This is a genomic window from Flavobacterium sp., from assembly GCF_036405015.1.
Taxonomy (GTDB): domain Bacteria; phylum Bacteroidota; class Bacteroidia; order Flavobacteriales; family Flavobacteriaceae; genus Flavobacterium.
The window spans coordinates 1-17,470 of record NZ_DASWYK010000264.1 but is presented as its reverse complement, the minus strand read 5'-3'; the positions used below and the strand labels follow the sequence as shown (position 1 = coordinate 17,470).

10 protein-coding genes are annotated in these 17,470 nt (G+C 32.8%); 7 read left to right on the top strand and 3 right to left on the bottom strand.

Annotated features, from left to right (window positions below; translation table 11 throughout):
• A partial coding sequence (locus VGE71_RS23270; RefSeq protein WP_331140466.1) for a GTP-binding protein occupies window positions 1-1,049 on the top strand: 1,049 nt, incomplete at its 5' end.
• 73 nt (window positions 1,050-1,122) lie between these two features.
• Here VGE71_RS23270 and VGE71_RS23265 read toward each other — a convergent pair.
• Complete coding sequence (locus VGE71_RS23265; RefSeq protein WP_331140465.1) at window positions 1,123-1,992, bottom strand: AraC family transcriptional regulator; 870 nt, start codon at window positions 1,990-1,992, stop codon at window positions 1,123-1,125.
• 93 nt (window positions 1,993-2,085) lie between these two features.
• On the opposite strand from VGE71_RS23265, the gene VGE71_RS23260 reads away from it, so the two are divergent.
• Window positions 2,086-2,757, top strand: coding sequence for a hypothetical protein (locus VGE71_RS23260; protein ID WP_331140464.1), 672 nt, complete (start codon window positions 2,086-2,088; stop codon window positions 2,755-2,757).
• A gap of 4 nt (window positions 2,758-2,761) precedes the next feature.
• On the opposite strand, the gene VGE71_RS23255 is transcribed toward VGE71_RS23260, so the two are convergent.
• Window positions 2,762-4,030: an MFS transporter gene (locus tag VGE71_RS23255; RefSeq protein ID WP_331140463.1), complete on the bottom strand. Its 1,269-nt coding sequence runs from the start codon at window positions 4,028-4,030 to the stop codon at window positions 2,762-2,764.
• 281 nt (window positions 4,031-4,311) lie between these two features.
• On the opposite strand from VGE71_RS23255, the gene VGE71_RS23250 reads away from it, so the two are divergent.
• Window positions 4,312-5,112 (top strand): hypothetical protein, encoded by an 801-nt coding sequence (locus VGE71_RS23250; protein WP_331140462.1) that lies wholly within the window; start codon window positions 4,312-4,314, stop codon window positions 5,110-5,112.
• A gap of 580 nt (window positions 5,113-5,692) precedes the next feature.
• Here VGE71_RS23250 and VGE71_RS23245 read toward each other — a convergent pair.
• The gene (locus tag VGE71_RS23245; protein WP_331140461.1) at window positions 5,693-5,920 is read right to left on the bottom strand and encodes a hypothetical protein; all 228 of its coding nucleotides are present in this window, start codon (window positions 5,918-5,920) and stop codon (window positions 5,693-5,695) included.
• Between the two features lie 255 nt (window positions 5,921-6,175).
• On the opposite strand from VGE71_RS23245, the gene egtD reads away from it, so the two are divergent.
• From egtD to VGE71_RS23225, 4 genes are all read left to right on the top strand, one after another.
• Window positions 6,176-7,168: an L-histidine N(alpha)-methyltransferase gene (egtD, locus tag VGE71_RS23240; protein ID WP_331140460.1), complete on the top strand. Its 993-nt coding sequence runs from the start codon at window positions 6,176-6,178 to the stop codon at window positions 7,166-7,168.
• A 38-nt stretch (window positions 7,169-7,206) separates the two neighbouring features.
• Window positions 7,207-8,391, top strand: a complete 1,185-nt coding sequence (gene egtB, locus VGE71_RS23235) for an ergothioneine biosynthesis protein EgtB (protein WP_331140467.1) — start codon at window positions 7,207-7,209, stop codon at window positions 8,389-8,391.
• 344 nt (window positions 8,392-8,735) lie between these two features.
• Window positions 8,736-10,457 (top strand): tetratricopeptide repeat protein, encoded by a 1,722-nt coding sequence (locus tag VGE71_RS23230; RefSeq protein WP_331140459.1) that lies wholly within the window; start codon window positions 8,736-8,738, stop codon window positions 10,455-10,457.
• 562 nt (window positions 10,458-11,019) lie between these two features.
• Window positions 11,020-17,470 (top strand): MBG domain-containing protein (locus VGE71_RS23225; RefSeq protein ID WP_331140458.1); only part of this gene is annotated, 6,451 nt, incomplete at its 3' end.

The following is a 17,470-nucleotide window of genomic DNA, read 5'->3' as shown; positions in this document are numbered from 1 at the left end:
CTCAATTGATTGCTAAGGAAAATACCCTTTCAAGAACGGATGAAAAATTGGTTGAAATGAGTAACGGCTGTATTTGCTGTACGCTTAGAGAAGATTTGATGCTCGAAGTTGAACGTCTTGCTATGGAAGATCGATTCGATTATTTGCTGATTGAAAGTACAGGTATTTCGGAGCCTATTCCAGTGGCTCAGACTTTTAGTTTTGCTAGTGAAGACGGTAAAATAGATCTATCTCGTTTTAGTTATATTGATACCATGGTGACTGTAGTAGACTCGTTTAATTTTTTTAGAGATTTTAATTCAAATGAGATACTTCGTGATAGAGATTTAACGGATGATGTTGATGATAACAGGACAATAGTCAATTTGCTTACGGATCAGATTGAATTTGCTAATGTTATCTTGCTAAACAAATCAGATTTGGTTCCCGAAGATGTGTTAGGCATTTTAGAAGCCGCCTTGCAAAAACTTAATCCTGAAGCGAAAATTATTCGCAGTAAGTTTGGATTAGTTGACCCTGTTGAAATTCTTAATACCAGACTTTTTGATTTTGAAAAGGCTCAGATGTCTGCCGGATGGATAAAGGAACTAGAAAATGAGCATGTACCAGAGACAGAAGAATACGGAATTTCATCTTTTGTGTTTCGTAGTAAGAAACCTTTTCATCCTGAGAAATGGCTTAATTATTTAAATAATGCTTATCCAGACAATATCATTCGTGCAAAAGGTCTTTTTTGGTTGGCCTCACGACCAGATACGGCTGTCAGTTTTAGTCAGGCTGGAGGGAGTATGCGGGTTGAATCAGCAGGAGTTTGGTGGTGTAGTATGCCTTTTAAGGAACGAATTCGTTATACTTCTTTTCTAGATCATCAATCCAATATTGAACAAGGATGGGATAAAATTTGGGGCGATCGTAAAAATGAAATTGTTTTTATAGGACAGAATCTTGATAAAGAAAAATATCTAACAGAATTAGAATCTTGTCTTCTTACAGAGAAAGAATCAGACGGCTGGGAAGAAAAAGAATGGAAAGATCATTTTCCTGTCTAAAACATTTTTTTTGAAAAAAGTGTTGTAAAAATTCTAAGTAACTAAAAACGCCTTAACATAAAAATAAACTTTTTTAAATTGGTTTTGAATTTATCTGTCGGTATTTTGATGCAGTCATGCCCAAACGCTTTTTCAAAAATTTGTTCAAATGATTTTCGTCAGTAAAACCTAAACTATATGCAATTTCACCAATGTTAAGCGAACTTAGTAAAAGCATATGTTTTACCAGATTATATTTGTAGGTAAGAATATATTCTTTGGCACTGTATCCTGTGTTTAACTTAAAGTATACACCGAAATGATTTCTCGATTTATTAAATTTTGAAGCAAGATTTGAAACTTTGATTTTCTCGTTATCATAAATATTATCTTGGATAAAAAATATCACATCTGTTATATTGGAATCGGCTCCATTAGTTAGAAATTCACCAAGAATTTCTTTTCTTATTGTTCTAGCTATTAAGCATAAAATTTGAACTATTGCATTCTGTACTATGGTCTCAAAAAATATATTTTTGTTTTGATATTCTTGATTTATATGCGTGATAAGAGCTGTAACTATTGATCTGTCGTTTAAATCAGTAAAAATGGGCTGTTTTATATACCGAGTATTTAAAAGGATTAACTCCAAATGCTTGAATGTTAGAGAGAAATAAACCATGTTGTCAGGTTTTGAATTTTCTCTCGTAAAGTATATTTTATTAAAAAGGAGTACATAAAAATCTGTATTTTCTATAATTTCAAGACTATGTTCATCTCCTGGAAGTAATATAAAAAAATCTCCATTTACGTATGGGTACTCTTTGTTATTAATCTTATGAATTCCTTGGCCATCAAGGATATATATGAATTCAAAAAAGTTATGTTTGTGGGTACTATACTTGCCTTTCTCCCACTGATGGAATGTAACGTCTAGGTCCTGAAATAATGAGAAAATTTCCATAGTGCAAAATTACTGTTTCTTAGTGTGTTTTTACAGGAAATAGAATTTAATGATGAAATAATTTTGCTTCATAATAATTAATATTCAATTATAATGAAACAGATACTTTTGATTGCAATCCTTTCGATATTTTCGTCAGCTTCTTCAAGTGGGCAGGAAATAGCTTTAAATAAAAATAAACTAGAAAACGGACTTGCATCTGTAGAAGATGCTAAAATTGATGGATACGATGTCATTAAAGTGATAATGGATCCAACTGTTAAAGTGTTTGATGAACCAACATTTGTTAAATTAAAGGAATTTGATTTTCAAAATGGTGTAATCGAAATAGACGTTTTAAGTAAATTTCTCACGGATGCACCAAATTGGGCGAGAGGCTTTATAGGAGTCGCTTTTAGAATAAATAAAGATAACTCAAAGTTTGAAAGTATCTACATTCGCCCAGATAATGGTCGCAGTACAGATCAGATAAGAAGAAATCATTCCATACAGTATTATGCATATCCGAATTATAAATTTGACAGACTTCGTAAAGAAGAACCTGAAAAATACGAATCATATTCTGATATGCAGATGAATTCCTGGATTACCATGAAAATTATTGTAGAAGGACAAAAAGCAGAATTGTATTTAAATGGAAGCAGTCAGCCGTCTATTATTGTAACAGATATGAAACATGGTGCAAACGGAAAAGGTTCGATTGGTTTTTGGGTTGGTCCTGGCACCGAAGGATATTTCAAAAACCTTAAAGTGATAAAACAATAATCATTTAATTTTGAAACTCATTTTCCTCGGTCATATCTATAGTTTTTGGATGAAGGCTCACCAATTGTAAAACAATGGCGGTAACTACTACAAATAAAAGTAGTACAAAAACGTTTCTCATCCCTCCATTATCGGCTGCTTTTCCTAAAAACTCGGTGATAACAGCTCCGGCCGAAATACCTACAAAATTCATAATTCCATATCCAGTGGCTCTGTAGCGAGGCGCAACAAACTGGCAAAGAATCGGCATATTGTTCGTGTCGTATATTCCAAATCCAAGTCCAAAAAGGATTGCGCCAAAAATAATAGCCTCTATATTACAGCAGTAACCAAATAAAAACAATGCTGGAATGGTAAGAAATAATCCAATAGCGCTGGTGTAAATTCGTCCTTTTAGGTGTTTCATCACCCATCTGTCTGAAATGGCACCGCCAATTAAAACACCAAAAAAGGAAGACATCGAAATGGTTACTGTTGCCATTGGTCCTGCGAGAGACATGTCTAAATGTAAGGTTTCTGTAAACAAGGTAGGTAACCAGTTTTTGGCCGCCCAGCCTGGTAAACTTGGTGCAGCAAAATAAAAGAGTAAAACCCAAAAGGAGATATTACCGAATAATGTTCCCAATCCTTTGAACATTTGCTTGAATTCATAGTTGACAGATGACTTTTTTGAAGGATCAAAAAAGTAGACTTTCTTTTCCTGCAAAAGAAATAGAAGTACTAAACTATAAGCGACACCAAGTAAACCTACAGAGTGAAAGCTGAAATGCCAAGAAAAATGCTTAGAAATAGTGGCTCCAAAACCGCCTAGTGCCTGTCCTAAATAAATTCCGGTAGTATGAATCGCAATTGCAAAAGAGCGCGTTTTTTCCTGATGGTAATCTGCAATTAAGGATAATGCAGCCGGAATATAAAAAGCTTCGCTAAACCCCATAATGCCACGCAAAATATAAATCTGATTGAACGTTGTAGCATAACCCATCGCCATTGTAACCCCAGACCAGATAAAAAGACTTCCAATAATTATTCTTTTTCGATTAAACCGATCTGCTATAATTCCGGAAACAGGACTCATAAGCGCATAAATCCAAAGGAAAATAGCCATTAAAAGACCGAAATTTTCTGCTTTAGCCAATTCAGGAATGTCATCCATCATCGCTGATTTCATAGTGGAGAGCATTTGTCGGTCTAAATAATTCAATAAAGCAACAAACCATAGTAAGCCAACAACAATCCATGGATAGGATTTTTTTTCATTCAATTTTGCAATCATTCTCTTTTTTCAAAATAAAGGCCGAATATACGAATTCAAACGCAACAGGAAAGAATTGTTTTTCTATGTTGCTTGTTTATGATGTACGCTTACATTATTTACACTTTTGTTAGAGAGAGCGGGATTCGAACCTAAGGCTTGAAACCCGCAGATTTCCTTCATTTTTAAATTTTATAAAAGATGTGAAAATCAGTTCATTTTGTTTAAGGCTTTAAACTCTTTTGAGAAAAAATACTTTATAAGTTTTATTTTTTGATTTATTCTGTTTTAATTTGACAGAGATGATAAAATCTTTAGGCTTCTTTATAAAAGGATATGAATCTTTTGTTGTAAAGTCTGATTTTAATTTTAATATTTTTTTAATGATTTATACTAAAGAAAATTTTCCAAAAATATCTTCTGAGCGAAATTTGGCTGCAACTATAACAATGTATTTTTTGTTTGGGCTTCTGTGTATCGCAATGTTGAGTTTATTTGTTGGAGTTCCTTTGAGTATTCAATTAGAACATAACAGCCGCTTATCATCAGGAGAGATCATATTTAATCTTATCTATTTCCCACTGCTTTTTTGGGGTGTTTGGGGACTTTACAAAAATTACAGACGTCAGAGAATGAAAAAGGCTATTCTGATTTCTGTTGACCGCGAAGGTTTGCATCATCACCAGTTTGATGGAAACGTTCAAAGTGTTTTATACAGAGAGCTTGGGCACAGTACAGATGCCAATGTAAATGATATTGATAGAAAGATTGGTACCAAGTATTCTCCAGGATATATTTTTGGCTACAGGGATAAGGTGCGAATTCCTATTCATTTTTCCACATCAGAGAATGGACTGTCATATATCCCTAAAAATAAAAATCAGTTAATAGCTCATTTTCTGCAAGGGGCGGTTTTGTTCTCTCCGCATATAAAAATTTCTCCTACAGTATATTCGGATTATTTTATCGATCCAGTAACTTTTGAATTCAATAAAAAAGCACAAATAATTACATATTTCATCGCTTTCTTACTTGTTGTGGTGATACTTCTTGCAATCGATTTATTTACAAAATATACGAAAGGTTTTTCCATATTGTTTTAAATTATGCTTTTCTCTTAACCGCAATGAAAAATTAACTGATTCTTTCATGGAAATTGTGTAAGGATTTGACCAAAATTGTATGAAGGCTAGTGACTGCAAAGCCTTAATTTAGCAATACGAAGTATAGGAATATTTATTCAATTATCATATTTCTTAAATGGTCTGAGCGTTTGTAAAATTCAAAAAAGCTTAGTTTCTAAAAAAACATAAGGACGGTTTTAGAATATTTTACCGTTCCACTGCCTCATTTTGTTTCCGAATTTGGCCTCCAAGTAAGATTCGTCCGCAACTTAATAAAGAAGACCACTTATACTCCTGAGAATTTACCACACAGCATTTCTTTGTGTCGTAATGTGTTTAATTGTAAAAAATATATGAAAAATGAAAACAAATAGAAGAAATAATAAATTTAGTACCAATTTTCTAGTTGAGTCTAGGAAAAGAAAGAATATAACCATCAATGTCATGGTTTTATCGATTGTTGGTTTTATTGCAATACTACTAATTTCAAAAATAGCATAGCTAACAGCCTAATGAATCTTATTGAATTGATTGATAATCCAAAAAAAATAGTTTGAGATCACTGAACTTTTTTATCGATAAACTCATTTAGAATTCTTTCAGTAGAGCGTTCCACGTCGCTGGCAATCAAATCAGACGATTTAAGAAGATAGTCATCTACAAATGCAAATGCGGCTTGCTCAGTTTCGTAAAATCTTTCCACAGTATCCTGTTTTAAAGATAAATTATAGCGGAACTCTAAAAAAGCTTTCAGTTCAACTTCAAATTTTTCAATTACGTTTTCCATGGTTTCACAATTTTAATTAGTGTAAAGTTGGTTTTCAATTGCAAGTTATGGTTAAAAAGACGTTCTGAAGTTACAGTTTTCCTGAGATTAATTTACATGATTTTAATGAAACTCGATACTTTACTTTAGCAATAGATATATGACATTTTTTTTGAGTTAAAATTCTATTTTATAAGAATCTTATCCTGCTTTATAAATCGTAACTTTAGTTAAGGGAAGATTTCTGCTTCCATATAAAATGTCAAAAATAATACAATGAAAGTAACAGCTACAACTAAAGAATTAAAGACAGAAATAGAAGGGGAAAAAGCAAGCCATTTTTTAGAAGATATATTGGCAGGACTTCGACAGCATCCTAAAAAATTAGAATCGAAATATTTTTATGACCGGCGAGGAGATGAGCTTTTTCAGAAAATCATGGAAATGCCCGAATATTATTTGACACGCTGTGAAATGGATATTTTTAAAAATAAGACTGCAGAGATTGCATCCAGTATCAGAGCTGAACAAACTCCTTTTGATTTGATCGAGCTAGGAGCTGGAGATGCTTCCAAGTCCATTTATCTCTTGCAGTATTTGAAACAGCAAGGAACAGATTTCAGATACAGACCTATTGATATATCAGGTAATATTCTTTCTGTATTGGAGAATAAGCTTAAAGACAATATTCCAGATCTTGACATTGAAAGTCTCGAGGGCGAGTATTTTGATATGCTGCACAAAGCCTCTCAGTTTTCGGAACGACGTAAAGTGATTTTGTTTCTGGGAAGTAATATTGGAAATATGGAGCTAGAAGAGGCCTATCGTTTCTGTTTTGAACTGCGTAAGAATCTTAATAAAGGCGACGTGGTAATGATCGGCTTTGATCTGAAGAAAGAGCCTAACATTATTCTGAATGCTTATAATGATCCGAGTGGTGTTACGGCTTCATTCAATCTGAATTTACTTCAAAGGATCAACAGAGAGCTTAATGCTGATTTTATAATAGATCAGTTTGAGCATTTTGAAACCTACGATCCGTTGACTGGAGCTTGCCGTAGCTATCTGATTAGTCTTCAGGAGCAGCAAGTCAAAGTTGGTCATCATATATTCGATTTTAAGGAAAATGAACCCGTCTACATGGAGGTTTCTCAGAAGTTTTCCATTGACGACATAAATAAGATGGCATCACAATCTGGATTTCAATCTCACGGAAACATTTCGGACAGTAAGGAATGGTTTGTGGATGCATTCTGGACGGCAATTTAAAGGAGTACACATCAAACTAAAAGAGTTATAAAATGGTTATGGAAGCAGTGACGATAATTAATGTACAGGCCTTATTGGCGCAATACAAAAAAATACGAAGACATTCAGAAGATATCTGCAGGCCTCTTCAGACAGAAGATTATGTGGTACAGCCCATTGTAGATGTCAGTCCTCCAAAATGGCATTTGGGACATACCACCTGGTTTTTTGAAACTTTTATCCTGATGCCTCATTTTTCAGGATATACAGAATTTAATCCACAGTATAATTTTGTGTTCAACAGCTATTATGAAACTGTGGGCGCAAGGGTTGTGCGTACGGACCGCGGTAACTTAAGCCGTCCGTCGGTATCTGAGATTTATGCTTACAGATCTTATGTGGATAAACAGATGGAAAAGTTTTTAGAAAACACTCAGCTTTCTGAAGAGCTTTGTGTTGTTATAGAATTAGGACTTAACCATGAACAACAACATCAGGAACTGTTGCTGACTGATATCAAGTACATTTTGGGACATAATCCACTTTTTCCTGTTTATAATAATGTGCAGGAATCCGATTCTAAATCTGGAGTAGCATCAGAGGAGAAATTTATTAGTATTCCTGATGGCATTTATGAGATCGGATTTAAAGGCACAGGTTTCAGTTTTGATAATGAGTTGGGGCGTCATAAAAAATATCTGGAAGCTTTTGATATTGCTTCATCATTAGTTAATAATGCCGAATATCTTCAGTTTATGGAAGCGGGAGGATATGATGATTTTAAATACTGGCACTCGGAAGGCTGGGATTGGGTAAAGGAACATCAAGCTCGGTCGCCTTTGTACTGGCATCTTATTGATGGAGAATGGAAGTACTACACGCTTTCGGGTCTTCGTGATATTGAACCGTATGAGGCGGTATGTCATGTCAATTTCTATGAAGCATCAGCCTTTGCTGCTTGGAAAGGCATGCGACTACCCTTGGAAGAGGAGTGGGAGGCTGCAAACCGTTTTTTTAATTGGGGAGAAAGATGGGAGTGGACAGGAAGTGCTTATCTACCATATCCGAGATACTCCAAAGCTGCAGGTGCCATTGGGGAATATAATGGTAAATTTATGGTGAACCAGATGGTTTTAAGAGGCGGATCTATTGCGACTCCAGAAGGTCACAGCCGTTATACCTATCGTAATTTTTTCCATCCAAAACACCAGTGGCAGTTTTCAGGAATACGTTTGGTTAAATAATCAGAATACTTTTTGGGAAATGATGTAATTCTACGGGGGTAAATTTTGTTTGTATCTTAAAACATTTGCTGCTTCATTAAAACCCAGTTTATCCTGAGTTATTAGAAAATGTTTTTAATTGTCTTTATAAAAAAACAACAAGAAATATCATACCTTTAAAAATAGCACTTATGCTTATGACAGTTAGAAATTTTATAAGGTTTTATTATGAATTCATTTAAGGTGAAAGTTGAAGTTTTGCACTATGGACTAAACAATTGTTAAATTAATATTTTAGCCTAATTTTTTTTAGAATAAAATCTATATTTTTTTAATTTAGCGCCTCCATTAGCTATTTTCCAAAAATGATTTTTTCTGCAAAAAAAATTAGATTCTTTTTTGTGTTGTTTGTCTTTGTTTTTTTTACCAAATTACAATCTCAAAAGCTATACTCTTCATCGACAGATTTAAAAACACAAATTGAATCAATAATCCTCAAGGAAAATAATCAAAACAGAGACACTCTAGAACTAAAAAAGAGACTAAATTTTTTAAAGGAATCATCTAATAAAAAATTTCATATTTTATATGATGCTTTATTGGCAAATGGCTATTCTGTTTTTTTTGATAAAACTAACCCAAAAAGTGAGTATCATTATCTACAATCAATCCAGAAAGCAAAAAAAAGTAAGGATTTAAATCTTATAATCTGGACACAGTTAAACTACTCCAAGTACTTGTATTTTTATTGTCAGATTGATGAACTTATTCCTATTGTCTTAAAAACAATGGAAGATAGTAATCAGATTGATGCTTCGGAAATCATTCTGCCAGCAGAAACTTTTAAATTTTTTGGTTGGATAATGTTTACGATAGAGGATGATTCTGCTATAGATTTTTTAAAAAAATCAATGCAGTACACAAAAGAAACTTCTTCAGAATCTGCGAGTGTCTTAAACGCGATTGGTAACTGTTATTTCAGAAAAAAAGATTTTGTAAATGCAATGCGCTATTTTGATAAAGCTGAAGCAATAGCGTTAAAAACAGGGGATAGTATAAGATATGCGAAAGTCTTAGGCGATAAAGGACTTGTTTATAACCAAAAAGGCGATATTGATACCGCTGTTAATCTTTTAAAACAGGACATAGCCTATTCTCAAAAGTTTAAAAATGAGAAAAACGAAATGTATGCTTCAATACTATTGGCTAAAATTTTTCTAAAATCAAATAATAAAAAACAGGCAGAAGAAATTCTGGAAAGAGCGGGAAAAATCGCAGGCACTAAATCGTATTACAGGAGTTCCTTAAAAGAAGTAATCGAATTAAAACTAATGCTTTTAGACGGAAATGATGCTCAAAAAGAATTGATATTAAGGCGACAGCTCAAACAGATAGAAGAGTTTTTGCTTCAAACCAATGGCAATACCGTTTTGAAAAGATCAAATTGGCTTATTCAGAAAAGGAAATTTGAAATTGAGAATAAAAAAATCTTATCGGAATTGGAAAAGGGAGAGCGAATAAGAAACATCAATCTCTTAATTTTAATCTTAACAATACTTTTAAGTGCAGCAGTTTATAGCTTTTTAACGCAAAGGTTGGATAAGAAAAAACTAAAAATGGAACAATATGAAAATGATCGTTTAATCTTTGAAGAAAAACTAAAAGATGCAACTGATGATATAGATTTTTATGCTGAAAATCTTCAAAATAAAGACAAACAAATATTAATTTTAGAAGAGAAACTAGAGGAAATTAAAAGCTTTGCATCAAAGAATTCTGAAAATGAAAAAAACAAGCTTCAGGAATTGCTTAGTTCCCATATTATGACAGATGAGAATTGGAGCGCTTTTAAAAAAGAGTTCATAAACCAGTACAGTGATTTTTATCATACTATAATAGAGAATTTTCCAGAGGTAAAAGAATCGAATCTTAAAATAATAATGCTGGAAAAATTGAATCTTAACTATTATGAAATGTCTAATTTACTAGGTGTAACAGTTGATGCTGTCAAAAAAAACAAACAGCGATTGAAGAAAAAATTAGGAGATAAATATGATCTGTTGTTTGAAATGGTAGATTACAAATAGTTAATAACACATAAAAACTTCATATAGTACAAAAAAACAAAACAGGCTTCGGCCTGTTTTTTTATTTTATGATTTCTTCAAATCAAATTTTCTTTCTAAGACTTTTGATTGTCATTTGAACTTTTTTATTGGATGATTTCTTTAAAGAAAAATCAGTTTCTTTTTTGATTTTTAGAATGTCTTTTCTAGATTTTTTTTCTTGTTTATTGCTGTACTATTTTAATTTAAATCTGCAGAAAAATTTGGAGACTGCATAAATACTATTATAATCATTCTATTTTAAAATGATAGCTTATTGATTGAAAATCAGTAGTTTTTAAAAATGTCTTTTTTTTGTCCTCCCCAATAAATAGGCTTATTGGTCAAGATATCTTTAATTTTGACCTGAAATGTAGTTGCCCTTTTTTAATCTCATTTCTATCCCAAATCTTAATACCAAGCTTATGAAAAAAACTCTGTTTTCATTGAATGTCTCAAAAATCTACAGCCTGAATTACCACTTGTTTAAACAGGCTTAAAAACTACCTAAACTATATAAATCAATTTTATTACTTACTCTTTTATGGAAAAAAACTACTTCTTGATTTTGAAGTCTTTAATTTTTGTATGGTATGTTTATTTACAGAAAATTAAAACGCTCAAATTTTTTAAAAAACAACCCAATTTATCCAGATACACATTTTTATCGTGTTTCCTTTTATTTACTGTTTTAGTACAATCTCAAACAGTAAAATATGTAACGGTAACCGGTGCGGGAAATAGAGATGGAAGTTCTTGGGCTAATGCTTCTGACAACTTACAGAAAACGATTAGTACATCTGAAAGCGGTACACAAGTATGGATTGCGAGAGGAATATATACGCCTAAAGTAGCTCTTGCACCTAACAACAATAGTCAGGATAGGAACAACACCTTTGGTTTAAAAAAAGATGTAAAGTTGTATGGTGGTTTTTTAGGTAACGAAACAAATCTTTTGCAAAGAAATGGTCGAAATGAAACCATTCTTAGCGGAAATTTAGGTGGTGGAAATTCAGCTCATCACGTTGTGCTTATCCACGCTCTTGAAGAAAATGAGAATTACTACATAAACGGACTAACCATTAGTGATGGAAGCGCTGATTTATGGGAATATTATAAAATAACTGAAGAAACTAAAGGTATTTCTGCTAATGATAGAATTAAAGAAAAATACCCAGATTGGTTTGTTTCAATGACAGAGAGCCCTTATTACAATTACACTTCATTGGGACTGCAATTAATGGGCATTAGTGGTTTGCCAGGTGTCCCTTCAATTCCAGGAGGTGATATGACCACGACCACAATACTTAATACATCTTACCCTAAAGGTAATGGAGGAGCTATTTACAATATTAAGGGGGTTTTAACATTAGAAAATGTAGTATTTAAAGATAATAATGCTATTGTAGGTGGGGCAATATGCGTACAAGATGGTGGGCGTACTACTTTAACCAACTGTACTTTTTCTAATAATAAAGCAACTGACAATGGAGGTGCAATTAGTAACAGTGATAGTTATTTAACCATCACGGGAGGAAGTTTTAATAATAACAGCTCGTCTTTAGGAGGTGCTATCAGTGATTTAAGCGGGAGACTTTTTAATATAAGCGATGTTTCATTTAATAATAACCAAGCCAATAAAACTAAAGCTGAGACTGGATTTGCAGGAGCTATCTTCATAGAAAAAGTGGCTCAGAACAATATATCATCAAGAATCATCAATAATTGTATTTTTAATAATAACAGTGCAGAAGTTGCAGGTGCTATTTTTGTGGATGAAAACAATAGCAATCTTAAAATTTCCAATTCTTCGTTTACTGACAACAATGCTTTGATGGAAGCAAGTGCAACAAGTGCTGGTGGTGGAGGAGCTTTATTGCTTCGTAGAGTTGTAAATGCAGAAGTAACATCAAATAATTTTACTAATAATAAAGCTTTAAAAAGTATAGGGGGAGCATCTTTTTTAGTCGAAACAAAGGATATTAAGGTTTCAGGAAATACATTTTCAGGAAATACGTCTTTGTTAGGAGGTGCTTTATGTTTACTTGAAAATAAAAACGTTACAACCTTAAATACAAATACATTTACAGGAAATAGTGCTGCCGAATCGAGTAGTTATGCTTCTTCTGGATTAGGAGGTGCTATTGTATCTGCGAATGACAATAACGTTAAAATCTCTGATAATATATTTACAAGCAATACTGCTAGCAAACAAGGAGGAGCAATTAGCTTTGAAACCATTACAGCTAATTCTATTATTAACAATAATACTTTTAAGACTAATAGTGCTAATAAATATGGAGGAGCAATACATGCTAATAATATAGCCAATGGTGTTAGTGCTAAGCTAGCAGTAAACAACAATAATTTTGAAAGTAATAGTTCTACTGAAAGAGGTGGGGCAATATTTTTAGTTAATGCAATTGCTACTGATGTAAATAATAATGCATTTGTAGGAAATAAATCTTGCATAGGTGCTGTTGTAGATATTGAAAGTTCTGCAAAGAGTCAATTTTTCAATAATACTGTTAAAAGTAATTCTGGGATTGATAGTAAAGGACAAACAAGCAGTATAATTTCCGCATTTGATGGGGCGAGTAAATTTTATAATAATGTTTTTACAGGAAACGAAAGCTATACTGCTATTTTCTATGAAAATTCAACTGTCGATTTTGTAAATAATACGGTATGGAATGAATATTTAAGTTATGGAATTTATATGTTCAATAAAAACATTAAAGTCTATAATAATATTTTAGAAGAGCTTAGGGGGACAAGTACTACGGCAGATGTTCAGAATAACTCTTTCAGGTATGATAATCAAAATAATTTTGTAAATAAGAACAATAATATTCGTGAAGCTAACTTGTATTTTGTTGATGCTGTAAATAATAATTTTAATTTAACAGGTTGTAGCCCCATAATAAATAAAGGAAACAACTCATTGTATTCAAGTGAATTTCCTAATACCGATTTTGCAGGAAAGAATAGGAAAGTAAACACAATTGATATTGGTGCTTATGAAAATGAATTAGGAACTTCTGCTAAAACGAAGCCGACTGTTGTTGCAACACAAGCTTTTTGTGGAACAGAAGCCATTGTAAATGATTTAAAAGCAACAGGTTCCAATATCAAATGGTATAGTCAGGCTTTGGGAGGTAGTCCATTGGCGAGTAATACGGCTTTAGTTTCTGGTAATACGTACTATGCAAGTCAAACTGTTAACGGTTGTGAAAGTGATAGAGCAACAGTTACGGTTTCGATAAGCTCGACAGAACCACCAACAGCACAAACCCCACAAAATTTTATTATTGGTCAGCAAGGCGCCAGAATTGTGGTAAATGGAAGCAATTTAAAATGGTATACGCAAGAAAAAGAGGGTACAGCATTAACAACAATGCCTTCTTTAAATATGTCATCTGAAAATTCTGCTACATATTGGGTGAGCCAAACCAACGCTAATAATTGCGAAAGTGTTAGAACTAAAATAGTAGTGAATGTTACGAAAATACCTCTGACAATTAAAGCGATTAATAAATTTAAGTTATTTGATGGAAGTGTTTATGGAAATAGCAACTATACCATTTCTTATGCTGGTTTTGAGTCTGGTGACAGTGAATTAAATAGTATCACTGGTGCACTTGCTTTCTCAGGAGATGCTACGACTGCTATTGAACCAGGTGTTTATAAAATTATTCCTCAAGGTATTACTTCCAGTAAATACACGGTTTTGTTTGAAGAAGGAACTTTAGAAATAAAATCGAATTTAATTTTAACGGATAATACTTTATATGTAAAACAAAATGGAAGTGGAGATGGTTCTTCATGGAATAGTTCTTTAAATAATTTAGAACTTGCTTTAACAAGAGCAGCCAATATTAATTCTGTTCATACAGATGACAATGATTCTAAAAGGGTTAAAAAAATATTTGTAGCTAAAGGAACTTATCAATTAGCTTCAGGTAAGTCATACGTAATGCCTAAAAACGTAGAAATCTATGGCGGATTTGATCCTGATAACGCTATTACGAATTTAACGCATCAACGTATTACAGGTAATGTAAATGATGGAAGTATTTTAAGAGGAAACAATGCCTCGGTAATTAAAAATGATGATAATAGTTTAACTGGTAATGCAGTTTTAAATGGTTTTACCATTACAAATGGTAATGCTGCTAATGGTGGAGGTATATACAATAAAAAAGTAACTGCAAAATTTGAAAACTGTATCATAAGATCAAATAATGCTACTACAAATGGTGGAGCTGTATATAATGAAAACGCTAATACAACTTGGGTTAACTGCTTAGTTATTACTAATACAGCACCTAATGGAGCGTCTATGTACAACAATGCTTCTTTGCCTACATTACTTAATGCTACGATAGCTGATAATACTGGTGCACAAGGAGCAGCATTGTTTAATGCAAATGGTTCTTCGGTAAGAATTTTAAATTCAGTAAGTGTAAAAAATAGTTCAGATATCGTTAATAATGCTAGTACTCCTACTTATGAAAATAGTTTGATTCAAGGTTTAAGTGGCGTTACTAGCAGCACTTCTGTTTTTGATTCGAATTATTTGTTATTAACCACTAGTCCTGCGCTAAATGCTGGTAAAAATAGTTTGGCTAACATCGTTTTACCTGCCAAAGATTTAAAAGGAAAATCTCGTATTATTGATACTACTGTCGATATTGGAGCTTTTGAGAGAAATAAAGTTCAAACCATAACAGCTACTGCTATTACAAAAAAATATGGAGATCAACCCTTCACACATGGTACTGCATCAAGCGGATTGCCTCTTGAATATGTCTCTTCTAATAATCATGCTGTTGCTAAAATAGAAAATGGAAAAATTGCAATTGTAAGTGTTGGAACAGCTACCATAACAGTTAATCAAAAAGGAAATGATGCGGAATACGATGCTGTTAGCGCAACTTTCGCATTAACGGTAGATAAAGGAGTCTTAACTGTTACTGCGGATAATAAAGTTAAAATCAAAGATAATACTCCGTTTACTGGATTTACCGTGTCTTATTCAGGCTTTGTCCCTGGAGATACGCCAGACAATAGTTTAAGTGGAAGTTTGACATTTAGCGGAAGCGCTACAACTGCTACTAATATAGGTGATAATTATACAATAACTCCATCAGGATATACTTCATCTAAATATGATATTGTCTACAATAATGGTAGTTTAAGAATTGAACCAGATATTACACTAACCGATGGTACGCTATACGTTAAAAAAGGAGCTACAGGTGATGGAACATCTTGGAGTAATGCTTTAGGAGAAGTTAGAGATGCGTTGGATATTGCCAGATTAATTAATTCAAGTACAATTAAAGCAACAAAAATATTTGTATCTGCTGGGCAGTATTCGTCTAACGATGGGCAAAGTTTTGCAATGCTTAAAGGAGTTAGTATGTATGGAGGTTTTGATCCAGATAAAGGTATTACAGCACTTTCACACAAAAGAAAATTTGGAGCGTCTATTCTTAATCAAGGAGCTAGAGGAAATAGAGTAATAACAAACGACGATAACAGATTAACTAATGCCGATATTATTGATGGATTCACAATTGGAGGATCTTTTGCAAATACTGCAAGCCAAGGTGGAGGTATTTATAATAGAAATAGTTCTCCTACTATTGTAAACTGTATAATTACAGACAATTCATTGTTTCCTTTCCCTTATTATATAAACAAAACATATGGCGGTGGATTGTATAACGATAACAGTAGCCCTGTTCTTATAAACTGTATTATTAAAAATAATAAAGTAGGAGTTGATGGAAACCAAGCCGGCAATGCTTCATACTATGGATATGGCTCGGCTATGTACAATAATAACAATAGTAATCCAAAATTATACAATTGTACCATTAAAGATAATTATTCAATATCTGGAAACAATGGAGATGCTCCTGCTATTGTAAATGATGGCGGTTCTATAACCACATTGTACAATTCTATATATATGAATAACAATAAAGGGACTTCTAGCGGAATAGTATCATACAATAGTATTGTCCAAAAAGACGCTAATATAGCAGAAGGTCTCTATAGCAATAGCGAAACAGTTACTTTGGATGCAATTTTTAAAACAAACAGTATCGCGTTAAAAGATGATAGTTACGCAAAAGATAGAGGACTTACTTCACACTATTCTTTTAATAGCCTGTCAACATATGATATTAATGGATACAATCGTTTCTCAGGAACTATTGATGTTGGTGCAGAAGAATTGCGTTTAACTCAAAATATTGTAACTGCCGATTTAACAAAAATCTATGGAGATGCAGATTTTACTAATCCATCAGTAACAGTAGCAAGTGGGCTGCCATTGACTTACACTAAAAGTAGTAATGTTAATGTTGCAACTATTAAAGACGATAAAATTAATATATTAAATGCAGGTACCGCTACTATTACTGTTAGTCAGGCTGGTAATGAAAATTATGCTCCAGCAGAAAAGACTTTTGAGCTAACTGTAAATAAAGCAACCTTAACTGTAAAAGCAAACGATAAGACTAAACTTGCCAATAATTTAGCAATGTCAAATGCAGATTATGATGTAAGCTATATAGGTTTTGTTAATGGTGATGATCGTTCTAAGTTGACTGGATCATTAGTATATTCAGGTAATGCTATTGGCAAAACAGAAATCGGTATTTATACAGATGGTATATTGCCAAGCGGTTTATCTTCTAACAATTATAATTTTATTTATAAAGAAGGAACTTTAAAAATACTACCTAATACTACATTAACAAATAATACATTATATGTAAAACAAGGTACAGTTGGCGGCGATGGTTCGACATGGCAATTAGCATTAAATGATTTGTCATTAGCTTTACGCTATGCTACCATTATGAATGCAAATACACCAAACACTGTAAACAAAATTTATGTAGCTAAAGGTACTTATACACCAAAATACAGTGCTAGAGATAATTCCAACTATATTGACGAAGGAAGAGACAACAGCT